This window comes from Ectopseudomonas chengduensis (genome assembly GCF_900102635.1).
Taxonomy (GTDB): Bacteria; Pseudomonadota; Gammaproteobacteria; order Pseudomonadales; family Pseudomonadaceae; genus Aquipseudomonas; species Aquipseudomonas chengduensis.
The window spans coordinates 276,915-300,712 of sequence record NZ_FMZQ01000002.1 but is presented as its reverse complement, the minus strand read 5'-3'; the positions used below and the strand labels follow the sequence as shown (position 1 = coordinate 300,712).

At 63.9% G+C, this 23,798-nt stretch carries 17 protein-coding genes and 1 pseudogene; 7 read left to right on the top strand and 11 right to left on the bottom strand.

Annotated features, from left to right (window positions below):
* Window positions 1-7: 7 nt before the first annotated feature.
* Entirely contained in the window at window positions 8-775 is a 768-nt protein-coding gene (locus tag BLS08_RS05995) for an MBL fold metallo-hydrolase (RefSeq protein ID WP_055986711.1), read from the bottom strand.
* 99 nt (window positions 776-874) lie between these two features.
* Here BLS08_RS05995 and BLS08_RS05990 point away from each other — a divergent pair, with 99 nt between their 5' ends.
* Both BLS08_RS05990 and BLS08_RS26290 read left to right on the top strand, forming a co-directional pair.
* Window positions 875-1,831 carry a GlxA family transcriptional regulator gene (locus BLS08_RS05990; RefSeq protein ID WP_236699095.1) on the top strand — a complete coding sequence of 319 codons (957 nt, stop codon included), beginning with the start codon at window positions 875-877 and terminating at the stop codon, window positions 1,829-1,831.
* A 219-nt stretch (window positions 1,832-2,050) separates the two neighbouring features.
* A complete protein-coding gene (locus tag BLS08_RS26290; RefSeq protein WP_167375869.1) occupies window positions 2,051-2,224 on the top strand; it encodes a hypothetical protein in 174 nt (57 codons plus the stop codon).
* 349 nt (window positions 2,225-2,573) lie between these two features.
* On the opposite strand, the gene BLS08_RS05985 is transcribed toward BLS08_RS26290, so the two are convergent.
* The 6 genes and pseudogenes from BLS08_RS05985 to pap all read right to left on the bottom strand — a co-directional run bounded on the left by BLS08_RS05985 (window position 2,574) and on the right by pap (window position 9,778).
* Window positions 2,574-4,619, bottom strand: a complete 2,046-nt coding sequence (locus tag BLS08_RS05985) for a 2Fe-2S iron-sulfur cluster-binding protein (RefSeq protein ID WP_055986715.1) — start codon at window positions 4,617-4,619, stop codon at window positions 2,574-2,576.
* 53 nt (window positions 4,620-4,672) lie between these two features.
* The gene (locus tag BLS08_RS05980) at window positions 4,673-5,299 is read right to left on the bottom strand and encodes a glutathione S-transferase family protein (protein WP_055986717.1); all 627 of its coding nucleotides are present in this window, start codon (window positions 5,297-5,299) and stop codon (window positions 4,673-4,675) included.
* Window positions 5,300-5,446: 147 nt separating this feature from the next.
* Window positions 5,447-6,337, bottom strand: a complete 891-nt coding sequence (locus BLS08_RS05975) for a LysR substrate-binding domain-containing protein (protein ID WP_055986720.1) — start codon at window positions 6,335-6,337, stop codon at window positions 5,447-5,449.
* Complete coding sequence (locus BLS08_RS05970) at window positions 6,334-7,257, bottom strand: LysR family transcriptional regulator (RefSeq protein ID WP_055986723.1); 924 nt, start codon at window positions 7,255-7,257, stop codon at window positions 6,334-6,336. Before BLS08_RS05970 ends, BLS08_RS05975 begins: the two co-directional genes overlap by 4 nt.
* 178 nt (window positions 7,258-7,435) lie before the next feature.
* Window positions 7,436-8,071, bottom strand: a pseudogene (locus BLS08_RS05965) (thiolase family protein); the annotation flags it as partial.
* Window positions 8,072-8,290: 219 nt separating this feature from the next.
* Complete coding sequence (gene pap / locus BLS08_RS05960; RefSeq protein WP_055986726.1) at window positions 8,291-9,778, bottom strand: polyphosphate:AMP phosphotransferase; 1,488 nt, start codon at window positions 9,776-9,778, stop codon at window positions 8,291-8,293.
* Between the two features lie 134 nt (window positions 9,779-9,912).
* Between pap and mnmC the strand changes: the two genes are divergently transcribed.
* Window positions 9,913-11,874 carry a bifunctional tRNA (5-methylaminomethyl-2-thiouridine)(34)-methyltransferase MnmC2/FAD-dependent 5-carboxymethylaminomethyl-2-thiouridine(34) oxidoreductase MnmC1 gene (mnmC, locus tag BLS08_RS05955; RefSeq protein ID WP_055986729.1) on the top strand — a complete coding sequence of 654 codons (1,962 nt, stop codon included), beginning with the start codon at window positions 9,913-9,915 and terminating at the stop codon, window positions 11,872-11,874.
* Window positions 11,875-12,031: 157 nt separating this feature from the next.
* On the opposite strand, the gene BLS08_RS05950 is transcribed toward mnmC, so the two are convergent.
* The gene (locus tag BLS08_RS05950) at window positions 12,032-12,925 is read right to left on the bottom strand and encodes a DMT family transporter (protein ID WP_055986732.1); all 894 of its coding nucleotides are present in this window, start codon (window positions 12,923-12,925) and stop codon (window positions 12,032-12,034) included.
* 149 nt (window positions 12,926-13,074) lie between these two features.
* On the opposite strand from BLS08_RS05950, the gene BLS08_RS05945 reads away from it, so the two are divergent.
* The 4 genes from BLS08_RS05945 to BLS08_RS05930 all read left to right on the top strand — a co-directional run bounded on the left by BLS08_RS05945 (window position 13,075) and on the right by BLS08_RS05930 (window position 18,665).
* Complete coding sequence (locus BLS08_RS05945) at window positions 13,075-14,988, top strand: DEAD/DEAH box helicase (protein WP_090336210.1); 1,914 nt, start codon at window positions 13,075-13,077, stop codon at window positions 14,986-14,988.
* A gap of 20 nt (window positions 14,989-15,008) precedes the next feature.
* Window positions 15,009-15,908: a LysR family transcriptional regulator gene (locus BLS08_RS05940; protein WP_055986901.1), complete on the top strand. Its 900-nt coding sequence runs from the start codon at window positions 15,009-15,011 to the stop codon at window positions 15,906-15,908.
* Between the two features lie 107 nt (window positions 15,909-16,015).
* Window positions 16,016-17,203 (top strand): MFS transporter, encoded by a 1,188-nt coding sequence (locus BLS08_RS05935; protein WP_021490212.1) that lies wholly within the window; start codon window positions 16,016-16,018, stop codon window positions 17,201-17,203.
* 274 nt (window positions 17,204-17,477) lie between these two features.
* On the top strand, window positions 17,478-18,665 hold the full coding sequence (locus BLS08_RS05930) for a GGDEF domain-containing protein (RefSeq protein ID WP_055986736.1): 1,188 nt from the start codon (window positions 17,478-17,480) through the stop codon (window positions 18,663-18,665).
* Window positions 18,666-18,946: 281 nt separating this feature from the next.
* On the opposite strand, the gene BLS08_RS05925 is transcribed toward BLS08_RS05930, so the two are convergent.
* The 3 genes from BLS08_RS05925 to BLS08_RS05915 all read right to left on the bottom strand — a co-directional run bounded on the left by BLS08_RS05925 (window position 18,947) and on the right by BLS08_RS05915 (window position 23,740).
* Window positions 18,947-19,480, bottom strand: coding sequence for a cytochrome b (locus BLS08_RS05925; protein ID WP_055986742.1), 534 nt, complete (start codon window positions 19,478-19,480; stop codon window positions 18,947-18,949).
* Between the two features lie 191 nt (window positions 19,481-19,671).
* A complete protein-coding gene (gene mdoH, locus BLS08_RS05920; RefSeq protein ID WP_090336208.1) occupies window positions 19,672-22,212 on the bottom strand; it encodes a glucans biosynthesis glucosyltransferase MdoH in 2,541 nt (846 codons plus the stop codon).
* Complete coding sequence (locus BLS08_RS05915) at window positions 22,205-23,740, bottom strand: glucan biosynthesis protein G (protein ID WP_059391212.1); 1,536 nt, start codon at window positions 23,738-23,740, stop codon at window positions 22,205-22,207. Before BLS08_RS05915 ends, mdoH begins: the two co-directional genes overlap by 8 nt.
* Window positions 23,741-23,798 lie beyond the last annotated feature (58 nt).

Genomic DNA, 23,798 nt, shown 5'->3' with positions numbered 1-23,798 from the left:
CCACCACTCAGAATTCCAGCACCTCGCCATCCTGCGGAATCAGTAGCTCGACTTGCGCGTGGCTAGCAGCCTCGGCCAACGCCAAGCGGCTGACCGGGCAGTGGCTGATCGCCTCGAGGTGATTGGCAACCACTGCCGCGCCACTCAACTGGGCGAACTCGATCACCTCGTCGATGCCCATGATGATGTCGCCGCCCAGGTCGAAACGCGCCCCGCCTGCCGGCACCACGCTGATGGCTGGACGGTGCTCGCGTACACAGGCGCGCACCTCGTCGGTGAGCAGGGTATCGCCGGCCAGATAAAGGCTCGGCTCGCCTGGTATTTCGATCAGAAAACCTACGCCGTGCTCCATCAGGCGCCCCACCAGTCCCCGGCCATGGGTGCAGCGGATGGTGCGGATAAGCCCACCGAGAAACGGGCCGGGAAATTCGTGTTCCGACAATAGCGGCCGGACGTTCAGGCCGCGCTGCGCCAGGTAGTCCACATCATGTGGCGTACAGATCACCGGAATCTTGCGTTCGCGCAGCCACCGCACGCCGGCACGATCCAGGTGATCGAAATGGCCTTTCTGGCAATGAGTGATCAGGCAGTGGGTGACCGATTCCAGCGCGGCGCGAGCACTGACTGGCAACTCGACCAGTGGATTGCGCTGACGGGCACCGAACAATCGCAGCGGTGGCAAGGCGCCTTGGCGGGCCAGCATGGGATCGACCAGAACGCGGTGCTGGCCGAACTCGATGATGATGGTGGCGTTGCGCAGCTGCTGAATCTTCATGAAAAGCCCTCGGGGTCTGAGGGCTCCATGCTGCCTATCCGGCGTCAGGGCAATAATGGCAGTATTGGACATCTTCGATTCATTTCAGGCCACCCACTCATGCGCATTGGTTTGCTGCTGTATCCCGATTGCATGCCTGCCGGGCTGTTCGCCTTCGGCGATCTGCTGCACGCTGCCAATCGCCGAAGTGGACGGCAACTGTTCGAGGCTATCTATGTCGCCCAGCACGCCGGGCCCGTGCCATGCGCCCATGGGATGAGTCTGCAGGCAGGCGCGGCTCTCGATCCACGCGAACTCGATGCCCTGCTGATTCCAGGCTTCTGGGCCGAGTCGGCGGAGCAGGCAGAGGCAGTGCTGAGCGGCAATGCCGCACTGATCAGAGCGCTGGCGTCAATCGGTAAGCGCGTCCAGCTATGGAGTTATTGCACCGGCGTCGGCCTGCTTGCAGCCAGCGGCCGTTTGAACGGCCAGGCGGCAACGGTGACCTGGTGGCTGGCGGATGCGATGCGTGAAAGCTTCGGCCGGGTGCGCTGGCAGAGCGAGAGCAGCTGCGTGTTCGATCTGGGCGTAGCCACTGCATCCGGGGTGAACGGCTACCTGCCCATCGCTCAGGGGGTGATCGAGCGACACCTCAGCGAACAGGCCTTCAGAGACATCAGTCAGCTGATGGTGCTGCCCCGCCCAGCCGTCCCGCACAGTGCGTTCCAGAGCGCCAGCCTGATGCAGCAGCCCGTGGGTCTGTTGCGCCGCCTGCATGCCCTGATCGAAAAAACGCCTGCCGAGCAACTGACGGTGCAGATGCTGGCGGACCAACTGGCGATGTCCGAACGTACCCTGGCGCGCAAGGTAAGCGCGCAAACCGGTGAGCCGGTGGCGAGCTACGCGCGGCGCATCAAGCTCTACCAACTCAGCGAACGTCTGGCCATGACCTCGTCGCCGCTAAGTACCCTGAGCGCTGAACTGGGTTTCAGCAGCCCGGCCAACCTGCGGCGTATGTTCAAGGCGCTGACTGGGTTGACCCCTGCGCAATATCGCCAGCAGTACGGGCGTCAGTAATACACAGAGATTTGAAACGGGGTTTCCTGCCAATCCTCACCACTGAATATTTCAAGATGCTTCAAAACGTCCCAAGCAGGAAACGACCAAACTAAAATTCCATTGTTCGTTGCATTAAAAGAACAGTCCTTTGCCAAATCCCCGGTTTAATAAGCTTGCTAACGAGGCGTATAAACGAACTGCTACATTTAGCCGCATTCGTATTACGAGGAGACAAGCATGAACGTGATCGTGCACGAACGTGACAGCGAACATCTTTCCCGTGAAGCCCGTGCCATGGGGATGGTGATCTGGGATGTGATTCAGAATGGAGAGCTGGTCGGTATCTTCCCATCCCAGGACGAAGCCGATGCCTACCGCAAGGCGCTGGAAGACGCGCAGCCGCAAGGATAAGCAGAGGCTGTTGCCGTTTCGATCGAAACGGCAACAGCTTCAGACAAGCGCTCAGCCCAACGCACCCTGCGCCCTCAACCGAGCCACCGACGCTACCCCGCCAACAGCCCGCAAGCCCCGACAATCTCTCGACGGCCAATAACGCAGGCACCGCACCACCTGCTGCCAGACCCTCGAGCGTTCAGGTGCGTACCTCGGCAACTCGCGCGGCAGTAACAACTGCGATGCCAGATAGCCGACCTCCATTTCGCCGTGCTCGTAACTTCCAGGCGAGCTATGCGCATCGCCTGCTTCAACATCAGCCCAGACGTAACGACGTTCAGATCGAATGCTCATCAGTTCGGCCCTCTTACAGATCAAGCACCAGGGGCTGCACGCCATCCTCACCCTGTGCCGGCACCGCGCAGCAGATCAGCACACTATCGCCTTCCGGCAGCTCGGCTGGCGGGTTCGGGTAATGCACCTGGCCGCTGACCAGGCGCGTCTTGCAGGTGCCGCAGGAACCGCCACGGCAGCTGAATTCGGGCGTCAGGCCACGACTTTCTGCCAGCTCCAGCAGGCTGCCACCCTCCGGCAGCCAGCGTGCTTCCTTGGCTGAAGTGGTGAAGTAAACGGGTACCGGCTCGGTTGCCGCTGGCGGCTGCACAAAGGCGTCGGTCTGACCGTCCGTGCGACGCGTCAGTGTCGAGGGGCCGAACGCCTCGGCGTGGATGCGTGCGTCGGCGACGTTCAGGTCGCGCAGGCCGTCGTAGATCGCCTGGGTAAAGGCGGCCGGGCCGCACAGGTAGAAGTCGTAGTCGTCGAACGACAGCGCCGCCTTGATCTGCGCCAGATCGAGACGTCCCTGCTGCTCGTAGTCGCGCCCCAGCACAGCGTCCGTCTCGGGCGCGCTGAGGGCACGGTGAATCGTTAGCAAACCACCCGCGCGCTGCACCAGCTCGTGCAACTCGGTCTGGAACGGCAGGTCGCCCAGCGTCCGCGCGCTCTGGAAGAAATGGATGCGTTTGCCCTGCCCCAGCGCCACCTGCTCGCGCAGCATCGACAGCAACGGCGTGATACCGACACCGGCACCGATCAGCACCAGCGGCCGGTTGGTGTCGCGATTAAGGGTGAAGCTCCCTAGCGGCGGACGTACTTCCAGCACATCGCCGACCTGAACCTGTTCGTGCAGGTGGCGCGAGACCAGGCCCTGCGCCTTGACGCTGATACGCAGTTGACCGTCGGACGGCGCGCTGGACAGGCTGTAGGTGCGCAGCAGGGTGTCGCCCGTGGCGGTGGTGATGCGAATCGGCAGGTGTTGCCCAGCCGCAAAAAACGGCGCAGCGCCCTGCTCCGGCGCGAGCACGAACGAGCGAATATCGCTGCTCTCCTGCTGCAGGCTGAGCACACGCCAGCGCTGCCACTGGTTGCGCTGCTCACGTTCGCGCAGGCGCGCATCGCTTTCTGCCCAGGTGCCGGTCATCAGGCTGGTCGGCGCATACTCCTCGAAGGCCCAGCGCAATGAAGTCGCGGCCGGGCGCAGCACCACCTGCTCGACGTCGAGTGTCCACAGCCGTTCGGCCCCCTCGAAGACGTTTATCAGCGGACTGTCGAGGAGTATTTCGGCGCGTCCGCCCAGTTGCAGCACGTCGCCCGTGGTGAAGTCGACGAACAGCAGGCCCGCGCGCGGATTGACGCTGAGGTTGCCCAAGGTGTTGAAGAACAGGTTGCCGGCGTAGTCGGGGATGGTCAGGCGATTGCCCTCTACCCGCACGAAGCCGGAGCGCCCACCACGGTGCGAGACATCCACCGAACGGCGGCCATCGTCATGCTCGACGTAACTGGCAACGAAGAAGGTATCGGCGCTACGGATCATCTCGGCAGTACGCGCATCCAGTTCGGTCGCTTCCAGGCGTTCGACGCCCCGCTCGGGTACGCGGCGGTAATGGCGCAGCTGGATGTACTGCGGGCAGTTGCCGAAGGAATGCTCCACGGTGATGTCCAGACGCTGTGCCGACGCCTGATGAATATGCCCGTTGATGCGATTGCGCCGCCGCGAATGCAGCTCGATGCCAAGCAGGCCGATGGCCTCGCCGCTGTCCAGACCGGGAGTGGCCGGGTCGAGCGGGTCGAGCGCCATGGCGGCGAGGTCGAACGACAGGTGATGTGCATCGGGCGAGGTGACGAAGCCCTCTTCGCCTTCGATCAAGGTGGCCCAGGGCTGGCCTGTACCATCCACAGCACCGGCGATCATGAACGGCAGTTGCTGGTAGAACTCGCGGTGCTGATCCGGCATGTAGTCGCGGATCACCTTCTGTCCGAGCACTTCCATGCGTTCGCCGACGCCGACCTTTTCCTGCAGTTGCTTTTCACCGGCATGCCAGGGCGAGTGCCGATGGCTGGGGAGCTGTTGCATGTTCTGTCCTCCACGCAAGAAGCTGCCGAGTGATCCCGGCAGCTATCGGCGACTCAGGCTTGCAAGCCGGCGGCGGTACGCGGCATCGGTACGAAACCCGGCAGTGCCTCGATGCGTGCCAGCCAGGCGCGGATGTTCGGATAGGGTTCCAGCGAGACGTTACCCTCTGGCGCGTGGGCAATGTAGGAGTAGTTGGCGACATCGGCGATGCTCGGCTTGTCGCCGGTGAGGAATGGGGTTTCGCCCAGCTCGCCTTCCATCACGGTGAACAGCGCATGGGCGCGATTGATCACTTCTTCGGTGTTGAACGAGTAGCCGAATACGGTAACCAGGCGCGCGGCAGCAGGGCCGAACGCGACCAGGCCAGCAGCCACCGACAACCAGCGCTGCACACGGGCAGCGGCAGCGGGCTCCTGCGGTAGCCAGTCGTCATTGCCGTAGCGCTTGGCCAAGTAGACGAGGATGGCGTTGGAGTCGCTGATGATGGTGCCGCTGTCATCGATCGCCGGTACCTGGCCGAAGGGGTTGATAGCCAGGAACTCCGGCGTCTTGTGCTCGCCCTTGGCCAGATCGACGAAGATCAGCTCGGTGGGTAATTGCAGCAGCGAGAGCATCAGCTCGGCGCGGTGAGCGTGGCCGGAACGAGGGAAGTTGTACAGCTTGATGGCGGGACGGGACATGACGATGACTCCTTCGAGCGTGATTGGATAAGGTCACCGCGAGACGACTGGCCTTCGCGACGATGGGGCCATGTTCGCCCTATCCAACTCGGATAAGAATCACCACAAAGAACAATCCACTATTTCAATTTCTGCAATTTTCTCACGTCAGGCCTGAAACGCCGGATGAGCACGCAGGCGCGGCACGGCAAAGTCGAGGAAGCTACGTACCCGTCCCGCCGCCCGGCGCCCTTCGCGGTAATACAGCTGCACCGGCAAAGGCGCTGCGGCGAAGTTTTCCAGCACCGCCTGCAACTGCCCACTCTGCAACTCCTGATAGGCCTCGTAGCTCAGGCAGCGGGTCAGGCCAAAACCGGCGAGCGCCGCGCGGATCGCGGCCTGCGGCGTGCTACAAGTCAGCCGCGGCGCGAGCTTCACCGCGCCGTCCACAAAGCCCCATTCCCCCGCATGGCCGGTCGAAGAACGAGCGATGATGCGGTGCGCGTGCAACGCCTGCGGGTTGGCGGGCCAGCCCCAGCGCTGCAGATAGGCTGGTGCCGCACAGACCAACGGTCGCGCCCATCCCAACGGCACGGCGAAACCGGACGAACTGGGCAGATGGCCGACCACCACGGCCAGGTCGATGCCCTCCTCCAGCAACCTGGGCGGCTCCTCGCGCGCCAGGGTGGCCAGGCTCACCTCGGGAAATTCCGCCAGGTAGTCGACCGCGATGGGGGTTAGCACCTGATGCGTCATCAATAGCGGCAGGGCCAGGGTCAGTTGTCCGACGGGGTTGGCGTGCAGGCCGGTCACGGAGCGCTCGGCCTCCTTCACCCGCTGCAGGATGCGCTGGCAACTCTCGGCGAAAGCGGTACCCGCCGCGCTCAGGCTCACACCGCGCGGCCCGCGCAGAAGCAGGGTGCTGTCCAGACGACTCTCCAGCCCAGCCACGATGCGCATTACCGTGGCCTGCGACAGCTGCAACTGCCGAGCAGCAGCGGCCAGGCTGCCCGCCTGGGCCACGACGAGAAACACCTGCATCTCGCGATGAGCGTTCATGAAACAGGCGCTGCACCAGCCGCGCGCAGGGCTGGGTCGGCACGAAAACTGGCAGCGCAGTGGTCAACGAAGGTGCGCACCTTGGCCGAAATCTGGCGACCGCCCTGATGAATGATATGCACCGGCAAGGCCGGCGGTTCGAACGCCTCGAGCACCAGCTCGATCTCGCCGCGCGCCACCGCGGCAGCCACCTGGTAGGACAGCACGCGGGTATAGCCCCAGCCCAGGCGCGCCACGCTGATCGCCGCCTGGTTGGAGCTGACGGTGAAGCGCGGTTGCGGCATGAAGCCGAACGGGCCGTCCGTGCCGACGAACTGCCAGTGCGACAGCAGCGTGCTGGCGCTGGACATGACGATGGGCGCATCGCGCAACTCATCCGGGTGGCGTGGGCGCCCGACGCGGTCGAGAAAATCTGGCGAGGCGCACACCACCGGGCGGATCTGCCCGACCTGCAACGCCGGATGATCGCCCTCCGGCAGCGAGCCGATGCGCACGGCCACGTCGATGCCCTCCTCCATCATGTTCACCACGCGGTCGACCAGCAGCGCATTGACCTCCACGTCCGGGTGGGTGTCGAGGTACTGGGCGATGCGCGGAATCAGGAACAGCTCGCCGAACATCACCGGCGCGGTCACGGTGAGTCGTCCACGCGGGCGCACACTGCCACCGGCGGCCAGCTCCTCGGCCTCCTCGAGCTCCAGCAGGATGCGCCGACAGTCCTCGACATAACGCTGGCCAGCCTCGGTCAGGCGCAGGCTGCGCGTGCTACGGGCCAGCAAGAGCGTACCGAGACGTGCCTCCAGCGCGGCGATGGCGCGAGTGACGCTGGGCGGCGAAATGCCCAGCAGCTTGGCGCCTCCGGCGAAGCTCTCGCCCTCGGTCACCGCCAGCAACACCCTCATTTCCTGAAACCGATCCATCGTCACCGCCTGGCTTTCTATGGCTATACCTGCGTTAAGTGTTGGGCGTTGGTACAAAAGCCCACCCTACAAGGCTCAGAGCCTTCCTAGAACCGCTTGGCAACAGCTAACGCAGACATAGCCTTTTCTATTGCATAGACACAGAGTAACCCAAGCAGAAGCGGCGCCAGGACTCAGCGCCGTCGACGATCTTCTTCTCGCCGGTGGCCTTGTCCTCGATCTGGTACTTGACCGCCATCGGCACGATTTCGTCGGCGAACAGGCCTTCGGCCTGGGCCCGCGCGGTGCGCTGCTGGCTCTGCAGGGCGTAGGCGTCCTGGGCCTCGCGGCTGATGCCGTAGCGGTTGGCGACGATCTCGGCGGTCTTGCCCATGGGGTAGTAGATGCCGGGGTTGTCCTGCTGCAGCAGCGGGTTGAACAGGTTGTCCATGTTCATGCTTTTCAGGGTCATGGTGATGGACTCGACGCCGCCGGCGACGATGATGTCGCTGCAGCCGGACGCCACCTGGTTGGCAGCGATGGCGATGGCCTGCAGGCCTGAGGAGCAGAAGCGGTTGAGGGTCATGCCCGCCACCGGATTACCCAGGCGTGAGAGCACGGCGACGTTGCGGCCGATGTTCATGCCCTGCGCACCCTCGTTGGAACCGGCACCGACGATGCAATCATCGACCAGCTTCGGGTCGATGCCGTTGCGCACCAGCAACGCATCGACGCAATGGGCGGCCATGTCGTCCGGCCGGGTCATATTGAACTTGCCGCGGAAGGACTTGGCCAGGCCGGTCCGGACGCTGTCGACGATCACCACTTCACGCATGACGCACCTCGTTGTTATTGGATGGCGAATGGCATGAAGATAAATCCAGCCCATCCCTGGGCGCGAGCATCATTGATCTGGCGTATACGGGGAGATCGGGCCAGGGGCGTAGCCCGGATGCAATCCGGGGCTTTGGGATCGACACAAAAGCATCGCGGCTGAAGCCGCTCCTACAGTGCAGTGAATACCGTAGGAGCGGCTTTAGCCGCGATTAACGCTTCAATCCTTGGCGAACGCCGCCTCGATGGCCTCGTTGATGGTGCGCAGCACCTTGACCCGGGCGAAGCGCTTGTCATTGGCCTCGATCAGCGTCCAGGGCGCGATCTCGGTGCTGGTGCGGTCGACCATGTCACCCACCGCATCGCCGTAGTCGTCCCACTTGTCGCGGTTGCGCCAATCCTCTTCGGTGATCTTGAAGCGCTTGAACGGGATCTGCTCGCGCTCCTTGAAGCGCTCCAGCTGCGTCTGCTGGTCGATGACCAGCCAGAACTTCACCAGGATCACTCCGGCATTGGCCAGTTGCTCTTCGAAATCGTTGATCTCGCCATAGGCGCGCAGCCAATCGGCCTGGCTGCAGAACCCCTCGACCCGCTCCACCAGCACACGGCCATACCAGCTGCGGTCGAAGATGGTGAACTTGCCGCGCGCCGGGATGTGTCGCCAGAAGCGCCACAGATAGGGCTGGGCACGTTCTTCCTCGGTCGGCGCAGCCACCGGCACGATGCGGTACTGGCGCGGATCGAGGGCGCCGGTGACGCGACGGATGGCGCCACCCTTGCCGGCGGCATCGTTACCCTCGAATGCCGCGATCAGGGCGTGCTTGCGCATGCGCTTGTCGCGCATCAGGCCGGACAGGCGCGCCTGCTCGGTGGCCAGCTGCTCCTTGTAGTCGTCCTTGCTCAGTGCCTGGGTCATGTCCAGGCTGGCCAGCAAACCGCGATTGTCCAGACTGGAAACAAGCGGCGCAGCATGCGGTTGCAGCTGGGTACGCTGCGGACTGGCCAACGCCGCCTGCAAGCCTTCGAGCAGGATGCGCCCGACGGTGAGGCTGCGGTAATAGTGATCGACGCCCTCGACCACATACCAGGGCGCATAGTCACGGCTGGTGCGGCGCAGCACACGCTCGCCGTAGCGCACGAACTTGTCGTAGGTCTTCGATTGCTGCCAGTCCAGCGGGCTGATGCGCCAGCTGTGCAGCGGGTCGTCCTTGAGCGCCTCCAGTCGCGCCTTCATGTGCTGCTTGGACAGGTGAAACCAGAACTTGAAGATCAGCGCGCCTTCATCGCAGAGCATGCGCTCCAGGCGCTCGGCACCGTCGATGGCCTGGTCCAGCACCGCGTCCTTGAACTTGCCGTGCACCCGCCCCTGCAACATCTGGCTGTACCAGTTGCCGAAGAACACGCCCATGCGCCCCTTGGGCGGCAGTTGGCGCCAGTAGCGCCAGGCCGGCGGCCGCGCCAGCTCTTCGTCGGTCTGTATATCGAAGGTGCTGACCTGGATCAGCCGTGGGTCCATCCACTCATTGAGCAGTTTCACCGTCTCGCCCTTGCCGGCGCCCTCGACGCCGTTGATCAATACGATCACCGGAAAACGCGCCTGCTGCTTGAGCTCGTACTGCGCTTCCAGCAGCGCCTCGCGCAGCGCCGGCTCTTCGGCCTCGAACGTGGCCTTGTCGATACTGCGGCCGATTTCGGCGGACTCGAACATAAAGCAACCTCCCTGGAGTCATCCTCACAGCCTAACGGAACATCCAACGCTTTGCCCGCTGACACGCTGCCTTGTTCCAGCGCCGCGACACCTGTGCACGGTAGAATCGCCGCACGATCCAGCGGAACCCAGCCATGTCAGACACCCATCACGCCCAGCTCGACTGGGACGAGCGCGGCCAACCTCTGTCGCGCAGCTACGGCGACATCTATTTCTCCCAGGAAAACGGCCTGGCAGAGACACGCTACGTCTTCCTCGCCAACAACGATCTGGCGGCGCGCTTCGCCGCTCTCGCCGACGGTGAATGCCTGAACATCGGCGAAACGGGTTTCGGCACCGGGCTGAATTTCCTCTGCGCCTGGCAGTTGTTCGAGCAACAGGCACCCGCTGGCGCGCGTCTGCACTTCGTCAGTGTCGAAAAATATCCGCTGCATCACGACGACCTGCAGCGCGCCCTGGCCCTGTGGCCGGAGCTGGCACCGTTCAGCACAGAACTGCTAGCGCAGTACCGCGCCATTCACCCCGGGTTCCAGCGCCTGTTGTTGGCGGGTGGTCGGGTGGTGCTGACATTGTTGATCGGCGACGCGATGGAGCAATTGCCGCAGTTGGATGCGCGCATCGACGCCTGGTTTCTCGACGGCTTCAACCCGGCGAAGAATCCCGAGATGTGGACGCCCGAGCTGTTCGCCGAACTGGCGCGCCTGTCGGCCCCCGGCACAACCATCGGCACATTTTCCAGCGCCGGCCGGGTACGGCGCGCACTGAATGAAGCCGGCTTCAAGATGAAACGCGTGCCCGGTCTGGGCAAAAAATGGGAGGTGGCTAAAGGGCTGTTCATCGGTGGGCCGCAAAGCGTCGGCAAGCCCTGGTTCGCCCGCCCCGCTCGCCCCACGCAGGAAAAACACGCGGTGGTGATCGGCGCTGGTCTGGCCGGCTGCGCCACTGCCGCCAGCCTGGCCGCTCGCGGCTGGCGAGTGAGCCTGCTGGAGCGCCACGCGGCGGTTGCCTGCGAGGCCTCGGGCAACCCGCAGGGCGTGCTCTACCTCAAGCTCTCGGCCCATGGCACCGCGTTGTCGCAGTTGATCGTCGCTGGCTTCGGTCATACTCGTCGGCTGCTCGAACGCCTGCAGCGCGGTGCCGACTGGGACGCTTGCGGCGTGCTGCAGCTGGCCTTCGATGACAAGGAAGCCGCGCGCCAGGCCAAGCTGGCCGCCGCCTTCCCTGCAGATCTGCTGCATTCCGTGGGGCGCGAGCAGGCCGAAGCGCTGGCGGGTATTGGTCTGCCGACTGGCGGTCTGTTCTACCCCGACGCCGGCTGGGTACACCCACCGGCGCTGTGCCGGCAACTGGTGCAACACCCATTGATCGAACTGCGCCCCTACCAGGAGGCGCTGAGTCTGAGCCGGCAGGATGACCGCTGGCGCGTCGACGGGCCTAGCGGCACGCTGGTCGAGGCACCGGTGCTGGTACTGGCCTGCGCCGCCGAGATCGGCCGCCTGTTGCCGCATGCGAACCTGCCGCTCAAGCGCATCCGTGGGCAGATCAGCCGTCTGCCGGCCAACGCGCTCAGCAGTCAATTACGTACCGTGGTCTGCGCCGAAGGCTATGTCGCGCCGCCACGCGACGGTGAGCACACCCTGGGCGCCAGCTTCGACTTCCACAGCGACGACCTCACGCCCAGCGTGGCCGAGCATACCGGCAACCTGGAGCTGCTACGGGAAATTTCCACGGATCTCGCCGAACGCCTGGACGCACAGACACTCGACCCGGCGACGCTGGAAGGCCGCGCCGCGTTCCGCTGCACCAGCCCGGACTACCTGCCGATAGTCGGGCCGCTGGCCGATGCCGAAACCTTCACCGAGACCTATGCGGTACTGGCCAAGGACGCCCGCCAGGTGCCGGACGCGCCCTGCCCCTGGCTGCACGGCCTGTACATCAACAGCGGCCACGGCTCGCGCGGGCTGATCACGGCGCCGCTTGCCGGCGAGCTGATCGCTGCCTGGCTGGAGAACGAGCCCCTGCCGCTGCCACGTGAGGTGGCCGAGGCCTGCCACCCCAATCGCTTCATGCTGCGCAAGTTGATTCGCGGGAGTTGATCACCCAGGCAGTGATGTAGGGCGTACTCGCGTAGCAGTACGCCGTTTAAGTTTCAATGGAGCGTTTCGGTACCAGGCTCGGCATGAACCGGCGGACTGTTCGCTGGCGCTCCTGATGAGTCCGCTCTACGATGAGCAACCAGCATTTCGATCGACCCTATACCCTCGCCTCGGTCAGTACCGGCTTCGGCTTGCGAAACACCAGCACGTTGCCCAGCATTACCAGGCCCAGGCCGAGCAGCGCCGGGGCCGTCCATTGGTAACCCTCCAGGAACACCGAGATATTCAGCGCCACCACCGGGAACAGCACCGTGCAGTAGGCCGCGCGCTCCGGCCCCATGCGCCCGACCAGGGTCAGGTAGGCGGTAAAGCCGATCACCGAGCCCGGAATCGCCAGGTACAGCAGCGAGCCGACGTAGCGCGCGTTCCACTCGAAGGCGAACGGCGTACCGCTGACCAGGCAGATGCCCACCAGCATCAGCGCGCCGTAGAGCATGCCCCAGGCGTTGGTGGTCAGCGGCTTGAGCCCGGCCTTCTGCTGCAGGCTGGAGAGCATGTTGCCAGCAGAGAAGAACAGCGTGCCGAGCAGCGCCAGGCCGATGCCCAGCAGGCTTTCGCGGCTGGCTTGGTGCCCAGCCAGCTCCGGCCAGAACAGTAAGCCCAGACCGACCAGCCCCAACGCACCACCGAGCAGCACGTTGGCGGCGATGCGCTGCTTGAAAAACAGCCTTGCATTGATCGCGTTCCACAGGGTGGCGGTGGAGAAGATCACCGCGATCAGGCCACTGGGTATCCACTGGCTGGCGGTGTAGAAACACAGGAAGTTGAGGCAGAACAGGCACAACCCCTGCACCAGGCAGATGCCCTGACCACGGCGATCCAGCGGCTGCAGGCGGCCGCTGAACCAGAGCATGGCGAATAGCACCAGCGATGCCAGCGCGAAGCGATAGGCGATGGAAGCGGCAACGGCCACCTCGCCCATCTGCAATTTGATGGCGATCCAGGTCGTACCCCAGATCAGTACGGTAAGCAGGTAAAGCGACAGGTTCATCGAGTATCTCCCAAGACTGAGCACAGTCTGGAAGCGATAGGCGCCAGGCGCTTGCACAAAGTTGCGCATTTATCGCTGCGCCATCACTGCCTGCCATCGCGCTGCAGGCTTTATCATGCGGGTTTTATCCGTCAGGTCATTCTCAACGCATGCTTTCTGCAGTCGCGCGCTACAAACAATTGCTGTCCAGCGCCCTCGCCCGCTACTTCCCTCACACCACCGCCTACCTGCGTGCCGAGCGCGAAGCCGCGCAGCCACGTAAACCTGCGCGCAAGCAAAGCAAGAAGAAGTCCACTGGCAACAAGAAAGCCAGCGGTCGCAAGACTGACAGCGGTAAACCCGGCCCTGCAGGGATTTACCCCGGCACCCGGCTGAAGGTTGAAGATGCTCAGGTACAGGCGATGCGCGAACGCGTGGCGCAGGCGGTGAACGCCAGGCTGATCGGCGCACCGTCGGCCGAACAATGGGCGATGATCCTCTGCCGTGCGCCGCTGGCACGCATCTTCGCTGGCGCCGGCTCCGGTAAATCGAGCACGCTGGTACTGCGCGTGGTGTTCCTGCTCTGCCACCTGGAGGTCGATCCCAAGCGCCTGACGGTGATTTCCTTCACCAACGCCTCCTGCAGCGAGTTGCGCGAGCGCCTGCAACGTCTGCTCGACTTCTGGCACTACCCGCACGATGCGCGCCAGTGCGTGCGCACCTTCCATGCGGCCATGGCCACACTGGCCAAGGAACACCTGGGCAACCCGCGCTGGTTCGAGCAACTGGACGAACCCGGCGACGAACCAGACAACCCGCTCACCGGGGGGCGCCTGCGCCCCGCGCAGCAGCGCCTGCTCAAGCAGGCCTACCAGAACGCCTACGCCGAGGACGCGCGCTTTCGCGTCCTGACTCACCGCCTGCTCAAGCTGCCGGCGCCCGAGGAGCCGCCACAGGGCAAGGCCAAGGCGCCACTGGACGCCTGCAAACTGCCCGGTGAATTCACTGCACTGCCCTTGTTCGAGCTGTTGCACGGGCAGATCGACTTCGCCGAGAGCCTGGGGATTCGCCTCGACCGTCTGGAGGTGAAAACCCTGGGCTGCGCAGCACGCGAGCGTGACTTCATCGAGGCGATGCAGCGCTTCCACCAGCACTTCAACAACCTGCTGAAGCATCAGGGGCTGATCAGCTTCAACGGTGCCTTCGCGCAACTGAGCGAGCGGCTGAGCAGCGACGACGGCAAACCCGGCCCGGCCCTGCTCGCCCTGAGCCACCTGCTGATCGACGAATTCCAGGACATCTCGCCGCAGATCGTGCTGTGGCTGCAGGCCGTGCATCGCCGCCTGCACGCGGCGGGCGAGCGCATCAGCCTGATGGCCATCGGCGACGACTGGCAATCGATCTACGGCTGGCGCGGCAGCTCGCCGGAACTGTTCATCGATTTCGACCGGCACTTCCCCAGCCGTGGCCGCAGCAAGAGCACCACCCTGCTGCTGGGCACCAACTACCGCAGCATCGAGCCGGTGATCCGCGATGGTGAAAAGGTGCTGGCCGAGGTCCAGAACAAGCAGGCCAAGACCTGCGTCGCGGCCAAGGCGATGCAACCGGGCGACCATGGCGTCAGGCTGATCCAGCGCTTCGACCTGGCCAGCGGCCTGCCGGCGCTGCTCCAGGAAATCACCGCGCAGTGCCAACACGTCAGCCAGCGCGCCAATGCGGATCGTACCGCCGTGCTGCTGCTCAGCCGGCGCAACGAGCCACTGCAACAGGTGCGCGCGCAACTGGACAAGGCGCTGCCGGTCAGAGCCATGACCATCCACCGCGCCAAGGGCCTGCAGGCCGAAGTGGCGATCATCCTCGACGACTGCCTGCCGGTGGAGAAGCACCCGCTGCGCAACGCGCTCTACGCCCACTGCGGCTTCTTCGCCGGCAGCTACGACCAGGCCATGCAGGACGAAGCCCGGCGCCTGGCCTATGTGGCCATCACCCGTGGCGTAAGCCGGGTGCTGTGGTACACACGCAAGGCCCAGGGCGCCACGCAATGCTTGGCAGCGAGCCGGCCAATCGCGCAAGCTTCAGGCTGATCGGTATTTCGGGCGTTTCCATGGACAAACTGCTGGCTCTGCGCACCTTCGTCGCCACCGTTCGCTGCGGTGGTTTTTCCACTGCGGCGCGGCAGCTGGGCCTGGCCACCTCGTCGGTGACCCGTGCGGTCAACGCTCTTGAACAGGAATTGGGCTGCGTACTGCTCAACCGCAACACGCGGCAGATCAGCGTCAGCGAGGCCGGACGCGACTACTTCGAGCGCGCCCTGGCCATCCTCGACGCCCTGGACGAAGCCGATGCCGCCGTGACCGACAACGGCGAAGAGGTGCGTGGTCGCCTGGCGGTAAGCGTGCCGGTGGAGTTCGCTCGGCGCATCATCGCCCCGCACCTCGGCGAACTGCTGGAGCGACACCCGCAGCTGGAGTTGACCCTGCGCGTGACCGACGAGGTGGTCGACCTGCTCAGCGAACGGGTCGATCTGGCGCTGCGCCTGGGCTCTTCCATCGTCAGCGACGACGTGGTCAGCCAGCGCGTCGGCAGTTTCACGCGCTGGCTGGTGGCGAGTCCGCAGTATCTGGCACGCACCTCGCCCATCGAACATCCGGATGCACTCCAGGCGCACACCTGCCTGCAGTACGACTACGGCAGCCCGGCGCACTACTGGCGCTTCGAGCAGGACGGAACGACCTTGCAGGTGCCGGTCACGGGGAGCCTGCGCAGCAACAACGCCGATATCCTGCGTCAGGCAGCCGTGGCCGGTCAGGGCGTGGCACTGCTGTCGGACTGGCTGGTACGCGATGATGTGGACAGTGGCAAGCTGCAGCGCCTGCTGCCCGACTACGAAGTTGCCCCTGGCCCGCACGAAGGCACTATTCATCTGCTGTACCTGCCCAATCACCGGGGGTCGAAGCGCATCGCCGCGTTCAGTGAGTTCCTTCAGGCGCTGCTGCAGCGCTGAATGCCTTTGCACAGTGCGCAACGCACTGTTGCCGATTCGACGGCTTCTCCGCCTGACGTCGCCTGCCTAACCTTGCGCCTGTCGTTCCCTCTCACCGAGATCCCATCATGACTAGCCAGACCTCCTCACTCACGAGCGAGTCGCCAGCCCTGCCGCAGGCACTGGTGCTGCTGTTCGCCCTGTGCTGCGGCGCCATCGTCGCCAACCTCTACTACGCCCAGCCGATCATCGAGCTGATCGCCCCGGATGTCGGCCTCAGCGCCGAGCGCGCCAGCCTGATCGTTTCGCTGACGCAGATCGGCTATGCCCTCGGCCTGCTGTTCCTGGTGCCGCTGGCCGACCTGCTGGAAAGCCGCCGACTGATGCTGATCACCACCGCAGCCGCCCTGCTCTGCCTGCTGGCGGCGGCCTTCGCGAATCAGCCGGATGTGTTTCTTGGCCTGGCACTGCTGATCGGCCTCAGCTCGGTTTCGGTACAGATGCTGATCCCCCTGGCCGCCAACCTGGCGCCGGAGGCCAGCCGTGGCCGTGTGGTGGGCAACATCATGAGCGGCCTGCTGCTGGGTATCCTGCTCGCGCGGCCGCTGGCGAGTCTGGTAGCCGGTGAATTCGGCTGGCGCGCGGTGTACCTGATGGCAGCCGGACTGATGCTGCTGATCACCCTGGTGATCGCCACCACCATCCCGCGTCACGCCCCCAGCCACCGCGCCAGCTACGGGCAACTGCTGGCCTCGCTCGTTCACCTGCTGCGCCGCTACCCGACACTGCGCCGCCGTGCGCTTTATCAGGGCCTGATGTTCGCCAGTTTCAGTCTGTTCTGGACGGTCGCGCCGCTGGAACTGTCGCGCCACCTGGGATTGAGCCAGCAGGACATCGCCCTGTTCGCCCTTGCCGGCGCCATCGGCGCAGTCGCGGCGCCTATCGCCGGGCGTCTGGCCGATGCCGGCCATACCTGGTGCGCCAGCCTGGTGGCGCTGATCCTGGCACCACTGGCCTTCGCTCCCAACCTGTTGAGCGCCGGACTGGGCTGGATCGGCCTGGTCGTCACTGCCATCGTGCTGGATTTCGCCGTGCAGATGAGCATGGTGCTGGGTCAGCGCAGCATCTACGCACTGGAGCCGCAGAGCCGCGCCCGGCTCAATGCGCTGTACATGACCAGCATCTTCGTTGGTGGCGCCATCGGCTCGGCACTGGCCAGCCCGGTCTACGAGCGCTTCGGCTGGTCAGGCACGGCGCTACTGGCCGCCGGGTTGCCGCTGCTGGCACTGCTGGCATTCATTGGCAAGGAGAGGTGAAGGCGCCGGCGCAGTATAAAAATCGCAGGCAACAAAAAACCCGCCTAAGCGGGTTTCTTCCCAACCATCCGACATCCTGTCGGTAGCCAATCCTGGCTTGGTCATCGTCCTTGATCCTCAGCGATCCGTCGCTGCAGGGGATGTGTCTAGATTAATGATCGTGCCTGAGTAGCAATAGCAGCGGTTGGCTCCAGAGCGTGTAAGACATTTGCCATAGCGTTATTGATTGACGATCCCGCCGGGCACCTTATGCTCAGTGAAACAAGGAGTCGTCATGCATTCAGCCCCGGAAGCTCTCCGTGCAATCCCGGAAAACCGCTACGCCGAACAGTTACGCCGCGGTTTTCGTTTCTTGCGTTTCAGCCAGCCGCTGGAACAGGAATATCACCAGTACATCAGCAAGGTACAGGCGCGCTATCAGAAAATCGCCGTGCTCCTGGGGCTCGGCATATGGATGATTTTCAGCCTTGTCGATGCACTGCGCCTGGATCTGTGGCAACGCTTCCCAGACTATCCAGCAGCGCTCTGGGGCCTGCTATTGGTGCGCGGCTCGATCATCTTCACGCTCTGCCTGCTCGCCCTGTTACTGCTCAACGGCAGCCGTAAGCACTATGGCCCGCAGGTGGTCACCGTCACCCTGCTGAGCCTGGTGCTGGGCACCACGCTGACGATCATTTTTTACCAGAATCTGAGCGTCCCAATCTCCAACAGCGTGCTGTTACTGATGGCCATCACACTGTTCTTCCCGCTCGGTCTGTCGTTTCGCGGCAATCTGCTGCTGGCGGCGGCCAGCCTGCCGCTGGTCGTGGCGCCTGGGCTGTGGCTGTTATCGGAGACGCAACACGTCGATCACCTGCGCTTGTGCTTCATTTTCAGCTTGGCACTGCTGATCTGTGCAATGGGTGCCTATGTCAGGGATCACACTCAGCGCGAGCAATTTCTGCTGCTGCAATTGCTGGACTGGCAAGCCAACCACGATCCGCTGACCGCTCTGCACAACCGCCGCAGCTTCACTCAGCATCTGGATCTCGTTCTGCGCCAGGGTAACCGCGAGTCAGCCAAGGTTGCGCTACTGATGCTCGACATCGATCATTTCAAGCGTTTCAACGATCACTACGGACATCAGGCCGGCGACGATGCTCTGCGCCGGGTAGGTCGACTGCTGCAAAATTTCGCTCGTCGCCCCATGGACATGGCAGTACGTTTAGGCGGAGAAGAGTTCGCCCTGCTGCTGTATGGCTGCGATGCTGAACAGCTGCAAACACTCGGAGAGGCGCTACGTAGCGGTTTGGCCACCCTGAACATTGCCCACGCCGCCTCACCGACGGCCGACCACCTCACCGTCAGCATGGGCGCACGCCTGGCCATGGACGGCGAAAGCAGCGAAGAGCTGTATCGCCAAGTCGACGACTTGCTCTATCAGGCCAAACAGGCCGGTCGCAATCACCTGACATTGGGCTGAGCATTTGTGGACAACCAGGAACCGTCGGGAACAATTTTTGACGTCGCTTACGAGGCCCGAGCGCTTGTTGCCAAAAATCGCAGGCAACAAAAAACCCGCCGAAGCGGGTTTCTTCCCAACCATCCGACATCCTGTCGGTAGCCATTCCTGGCTTGGTCATCGTCCTTGATCCTCAGCGATCAGTCGCTGCAGGGGATGTGTGTAGATTAGAGATCGGCTCGCAATGGCAACAGTGGTGGTTGCCGCCAGGCCGTGTAAGCCTTTTGCCATACCACACAGAGTCAGCGCCCGATCATTCGCGCCAGCACGTCCTCGCCGCCCTGGCGGCGATGAACGAACGCCATAGCCGCGTGGCCGATGACCATGAACAGCAGCAGCCAGCCGAGGTTGCCGTGCAGCAGGCTGGCGGGCGCGATCATCCATTCGATCTTGGCGTCGCTGAAGCCGGGCATGATGGTCATGCCGAAGGCGACGAACTCGCGGCCCGAGCCGTACTGGCGTAGCAGCGCGACAAAGGGAATCACGAACAGCAGGCCATACAACGCCAGATGGCCGACGCGTGCCAGTGTGCTGACAGGCGCCGGCCGGCGGCTGCTGTTGTACAGCGCCCAGAGCAGGCGAATCACCACCAGCACCATGAGCAACAGCCCGGTCGCCTTGTGCGTCCCCCAGAGGAATTTATCCAGCGCGCTGTCTTCCATCAGGGCATGCGCCAGTACGGTCAAGAATTGCCACCCCAGCAAAACGGCCATACCCCAGTGCAGCCAGCGTGTAACCGCACCATAGCGCTGCGCGGAATCATGCAGATTCGACATCGTGGTTCCTCTCCAATGTCATGTACGAAAACGGTGTTCGGGCCAGACGGCCGAATGCCCCATCCGAGGCAAAGACCCGCCCCAGACGCAATGGTGCCGTGCAGCAGAACGTTGATGCGCCTATAGATGTTAGCGGGTATGTCAGAAGGGCATCACGTCACGCCCCCGGCAGGCGGGGGCGTGACGGATGATCAGGCGTCGCGCAGGGCTTCGCGCCAGGCGTGATATTGCGGCTCCTGCCAGATGCGCGCGTGCAGGCGCGCCATGCCGTCAGGATCGTTGAGCAGACGCCAGCGGGTCGCCTCGACCTTACCCTCAGGTCCGGCGCTGAGGATCTCATCGATACGCTCGTTGCGCAGCGCTTCGGCAGCAGGCACCACCTTGGCGTGGCGGGCACGGGCCATGGCGCAGACCAGGGCGTTGTACAGCGGGTCGACCACTGCACGCAGGAAGCCCTTACGCAGAGCCCGTGAGCTGTTCAGTTGCTCGTACTCGGCGGTGTTGCTCAGCTCCACCGGCACCTTGTGTTCTTCCGGAATCAGGAACAGCTTGCTGCGCCGTGCTGCCAAGCCCGGTGCCGTGCGGCTGGTCAGCACCGAGACCACTGGCGACAGCACCAGTGAAATGACGATGGGTGCCAGCCACCAGAGGAAGTCCGGGTTGAGCCAGGCCACCAGCGCCGTCCAGCTGATACCGATCAGTACCTGGGTGCCATGACGGCGGAAGGCTTCGCTCCAGGGGGTCGAGTCATCCACGCGCTGCGGCGAGTTCCATTGCACCGACCAACCGAGGAAGGCAGCGGTGACGAACAGGCTGTGGAACAGCATGCGCACCGGCGCCAGCAGCACCGAGCAGGACGCCTCCAACAGCATCGACAACAGCACCCGCGTACGCCCACCGTAGGCCTCCGCGCCCTTGATCCAGATCAGCAGCACGCTGAGCAACTTGGGCAGGAACAGCAGGGTCATGGTCGCCGAGAACAGGGCGATGGCCTCGTGTGGCTGCCAGCGCGGCCACAGCGGATAGAGCTGGTTGGGCTGCAGGAAGTACTCCGGCACCATCAGCGTATGAATCGCCAGCAGGCAGGTCGAGAGCACCAGGAACAACAGCCACAGCGGCGCGGACAGGTAGGACATGACCCCGGTAAGAAACACCACGCGGTGGACCGCGTGCATGCCACGCACCAGGAACAGGCGGAAGTTCATCAGGTTGCCATGGCACCAGCGACGGTCACGCTTGAGCTCGTCGAGCAGGTTCGGCGGCAACTCTTCATAGCTGCCCGGCAGGTCGTAGGCGATCCATACGCCCCAACCAGCGCGGCGCATCAGCGCGGCTTCGACGAAATCGTGGGAGAGGATCGCGCCAGCGAAGGAACCGGTGCCCGGCAGCGGCGCCAGGGCGCAGTGCTCGATGAAGGGTTTGACCCGAATGATCGCGTTGTGGCCCCAGTAGTGCGACTCACCCAGCTGCCAGAAGTTGAGGCCAGCCGTGAACAGCGGCCCGTAGACGCTGGTGGCGAACTGTTGCAGCCGCGCATAAAGGGTGTCCATCCCGGACGCCTTGGGCGCGGTCTGGATGATGCCGGCACCCGGGTTGGCCTCCATCAGGCGTACCAGGCGGGTCAGGCATTCGCCGCTCATCACGCTGTCGGCATCGAGCACCACCATGTAGCGGTAGTTGCTGCCCCAGCGCCGGCAGAAGTCGTCGATGTTGCCGCTCTTGCGCTTCACCCGACGCCGACGGCGGCGATAGAAGATATGGCCGAAGCCTTCCACCTCGCGGCACAGCTCCATCCAGGCCTGTTGTTCGGCCACGCAGATATCCGGGTCGTTGCTGTCGCTGAGAACGAAGAAGTCGAAGTGATCGAGCTGCCCAGTAGCCTTGAGCGACTCGAACGTCGCGCGCAGACCGGCGAACACGCGCGGCACGTGCTCGTTGGCGATCGGCATCACCAGTGCCGTACGCGCCCGTGGCGAAATCGGCTCATCACCGCAGCTGGTGGCCGAGATGCTGTAGCGATCATGCCCCTTGAGCAGCTGGAAGAAGCCCATCAGCGCGGTCCAGAAGCCCATCGACACCCAGCAGAACAGCAGGGCGAACAGCGCCAGGATGCTGGTCTGCACCACATAGGGCAGGATCTGCCGCGCCGACTCCTGCCAGGGCTGCTCGAACACCAGGCCCAGATCGACCAGCGACCAGCCCTGATAGGGCAGCACCGACTTCATGTACCAGGTGGCGACCACGGTCTGCGTGATCATCAATACTAGCAGCGCGGCACGACGCACCGCCGCGACATGCCGCCAACGCTCTTCGGCGAAGTCTTCGCTCTCGCGTGTACGAGGTCGCGGGGCGGGTTTCTCGCCCTTCAGACGGCGCCAGCCGCGATCCAGGATATTGGTCTGCCAGGGCTCCGGCACCATACGCGTGCGTCTGATCGGAGGGGTCGAATCGATGGTGGGCCGACCCTGGTGATCCTGCACGATGCGGCAGCCGCGCTCGAGCGCATCCGGCCAGCCCAGTGCCAGGCGGGCTGGCACCGAGTCGAGCATCTCGCGGGTTTCTTCCAAAGGCTCGGCGGCTACGAGATCTTCCTCGTGCAGGGCACGATGCAAGGTCGCGAGATCCCCGCCCTCCTCTTCCAGGCGATGAGCCAGAGCCTGCTGCCGCTCATGATCGAGCGGCAGTTCTCCCAGATACTCCTGGATTTGCGTAGGGTCTAGAGTGTTATTCATGGGCAGGCAGCTGATAGCTCCAGGTTTCCGACAAGGGCTTGCCGTCCTCGACCAGGGCAGCACGCATCTCCACCGGCTGCGCCGGGTTCTTGACCTTGATGCGCAGCATCAGGCGCCAGCCTTTGCTGACCGGGTTGTAACGCAGGCTGTCTTCCAGCAACTCGGCGTTGCCGTCGACGCTGACCTGAACGGTCGGCGCCGCGTCAGGCGAACGCTTGGCCAGCTCCTCACCGACGAAATCGACCACCAGCGCAGTACTGCCATCAGCCTGACGAATCAGGTTGGCCTGCTTGATATCACCCTCCGACAGCCGGGTCTGGCTGACCATGGCCAGTTGCGGGTCATGCAGCTTGGCATCGTCACGGCTGAAGTGTAGGCGATAGGCCACATCCAACGACTCACCCGGTGCCGGCAGCTTCTCGGGGCGCCACAGGGCGACGATGTTGTCGTTGGTTTCGTCCGGCGTGGGGATCTCCACCAGTTCGACATGACCAGCGCCCCAATCGCCGACTGTTTCCACCCAGCCGCTCGGGCGCAGCTCGTAGCGGTCGTCGAGATCCTGATACTGATTGAAGTCGCGACCACGCTGCATCAGGCCGAAGCCACGTGGGTTGTCGATACGATAGCTGCTGACGTTGAGGCGCTGCGGGTTGTTCAGCGGGCGCCAGATCCACTCGCCATTGCCGGCATGGATGGCCAGACCATCGGAGTCATGCAGCTGCGGGCGGTAATTCGGGCGCGGCCAGGGCTGGTTGGCACCGAACAGGTACATGCTGGTCAGCGGCGCGATGCCGAGCTTTTCGACGTTCTCACGCAGGTAGACCTTCGATTGCACGTCGAGCACGCTGTCGCGCCCCGGTTTGATTTCCATGCGGTAAGCGCCGGTGGCACGCGGCGAGTCGAGCAGTGCGTAGATCACCAGGCTGCGGCGATCGGGCTGCGGCTTCTCGATCCAGAATTCGCTGAAACGCGGGAACTCTTCGCCCGATGGCAGTGCGGTGTCGATGGCCAGGCCACGCGCGGAGAGGCCGAACACCTGGCCCTTGCCGACGATGCGGAAGTAGCTGGCCCCCAGCACACTCATCACTTCGTCGTGCGTACCTTTGGCATTGATCTCGTTGATCACCTTGAAGCCGGCGAAGCCCAGATCCTTGAGGTCATCCGGGTTCAGGTTGAGATCGCCGAAGTCGAACATCGACGGGTCGTACTTGATTTCCCGGGTACCTTCGGCGGTCACTTCGTTGATCTTCACCGGTACATCGAAGTGCATGCCCTGGTGGAAGAAGTACAGCCGGAACGGCGTCTTGCCATCAGCCCAGTGTGCTTTTTCCTCAAGGAAGCGCACCTTCTGATAGCCAGCGAACGGCAATTCGCGCAGCGCAGCCGGCAGATTGCTTTGCGGCGCGCTGTAGCCTTCGGCGGCAAGCGCCTTGGCCTTGACCGCCACATCATCCAGATCAAAGGCCCAGCTCTGGGCAGCGAACAACAGAGGGAGCGCACAGAGGGCCAGCTTGCCAGCCTTGCCCATATGGGCTCCAGAACAACGACTCATCGACACACAGCCTCCAGGGCAACACGTACTGACA

What these genes read in the sequence shown, in the direction of transcription:
- BLS08_RS05995 (WP_055986711.1), bottom strand. Translation starts at nt 775, where the DNA reads ATGAAGATTCAGCAGCTGCGCAACGCCACCATCATCATCGAGTTCGGC.
- BLS08_RS05990 (WP_236699095.1), top strand. Translation starts at nt 875, where the DNA reads ATGCGCATTGGTTTGCTGCTGTATCCCGATTGCATGCCTGCCGGGCTG.
- BLS08_RS26290 (WP_167375869.1), top strand. Translation starts at nt 2,051, where the DNA reads ATGAACGTGATCGTGCACGAACGTGACAGCGAACATCTTTCCCGTGAA.
- BLS08_RS05985 (WP_055986715.1), bottom strand. Translation starts at nt 4,619, where the DNA reads ATGCAACAGCTCCCCAGCCATCGGCACTCGCCCTGGCATGCCGGTGAA.
- BLS08_RS05980 (WP_055986717.1), bottom strand. Translation starts at nt 5,299, where the DNA reads ATGTCCCGTCCCGCCATCAAGCTGTACAACTTCCCTCGTTCCGGCCAC.
- BLS08_RS05975 (WP_055986720.1), bottom strand. Translation starts at nt 6,337, where the DNA reads ATGAACGCTCATCGCGAGATGCAGGTGTTTCTCGTCGTGGCCCAGGCG.
- BLS08_RS05970 (WP_055986723.1), bottom strand. Translation starts at nt 7,257, where the DNA reads ATGGATCGGTTTCAGGAAATGAGGGTGTTGCTGGCGGTGACCGAGGGC.
- pap (WP_055986726.1), bottom strand. Translation starts at nt 9,778, where the DNA reads ATGTTCGAGTCCGCCGAAATCGGCCGCAGTATCGACAAGGCCACGTTC.
- mnmC (WP_055986729.1), top strand. Translation starts at nt 9,913, where the DNA reads ATGTCAGACACCCATCACGCCCAGCTCGACTGGGACGAGCGCGGCCAA.
- BLS08_RS05950 (WP_055986732.1), bottom strand. Translation starts at nt 12,925, where the DNA reads ATGAACCTGTCGCTTTACCTGCTTACCGTACTGATCTGGGGTACGACC.
- BLS08_RS05945 (WP_090336210.1), top strand. Translation starts at nt 13,075, where the DNA reads ATGCTTTCTGCAGTCGCGCGCTACAAACAATTGCTGTCCAGCGCCCTC.
- BLS08_RS05940 (WP_055986901.1), top strand. Translation starts at nt 15,009, where the DNA reads ATGGACAAACTGCTGGCTCTGCGCACCTTCGTCGCCACCGTTCGCTGC.
- BLS08_RS05935 (WP_021490212.1), top strand. Translation starts at nt 16,016, where the DNA reads ATGACTAGCCAGACCTCCTCACTCACGAGCGAGTCGCCAGCCCTGCCG.
- BLS08_RS05930 (WP_055986736.1), top strand. Translation starts at nt 17,478, where the DNA reads ATGCATTCAGCCCCGGAAGCTCTCCGTGCAATCCCGGAAAACCGCTAC.
- BLS08_RS05925 (WP_055986742.1), bottom strand. Translation starts at nt 19,480, where the DNA reads ATGTCGAATCTGCATGATTCCGCGCAGCGCTATGGTGCGGTTACACGC.
- mdoH (WP_090336208.1), bottom strand. Translation starts at nt 22,212, where the DNA reads ATGAATAACACTCTAGACCCTACGCAAATCCAGGAGTATCTGGGAGAA.
- BLS08_RS05915 (WP_059391212.1), bottom strand. Translation starts at nt 23,740, where the DNA reads ATGGGCAAGGCTGGCAAGCTGGCCCTCTGTGCGCTCCCTCTGTTGTTC.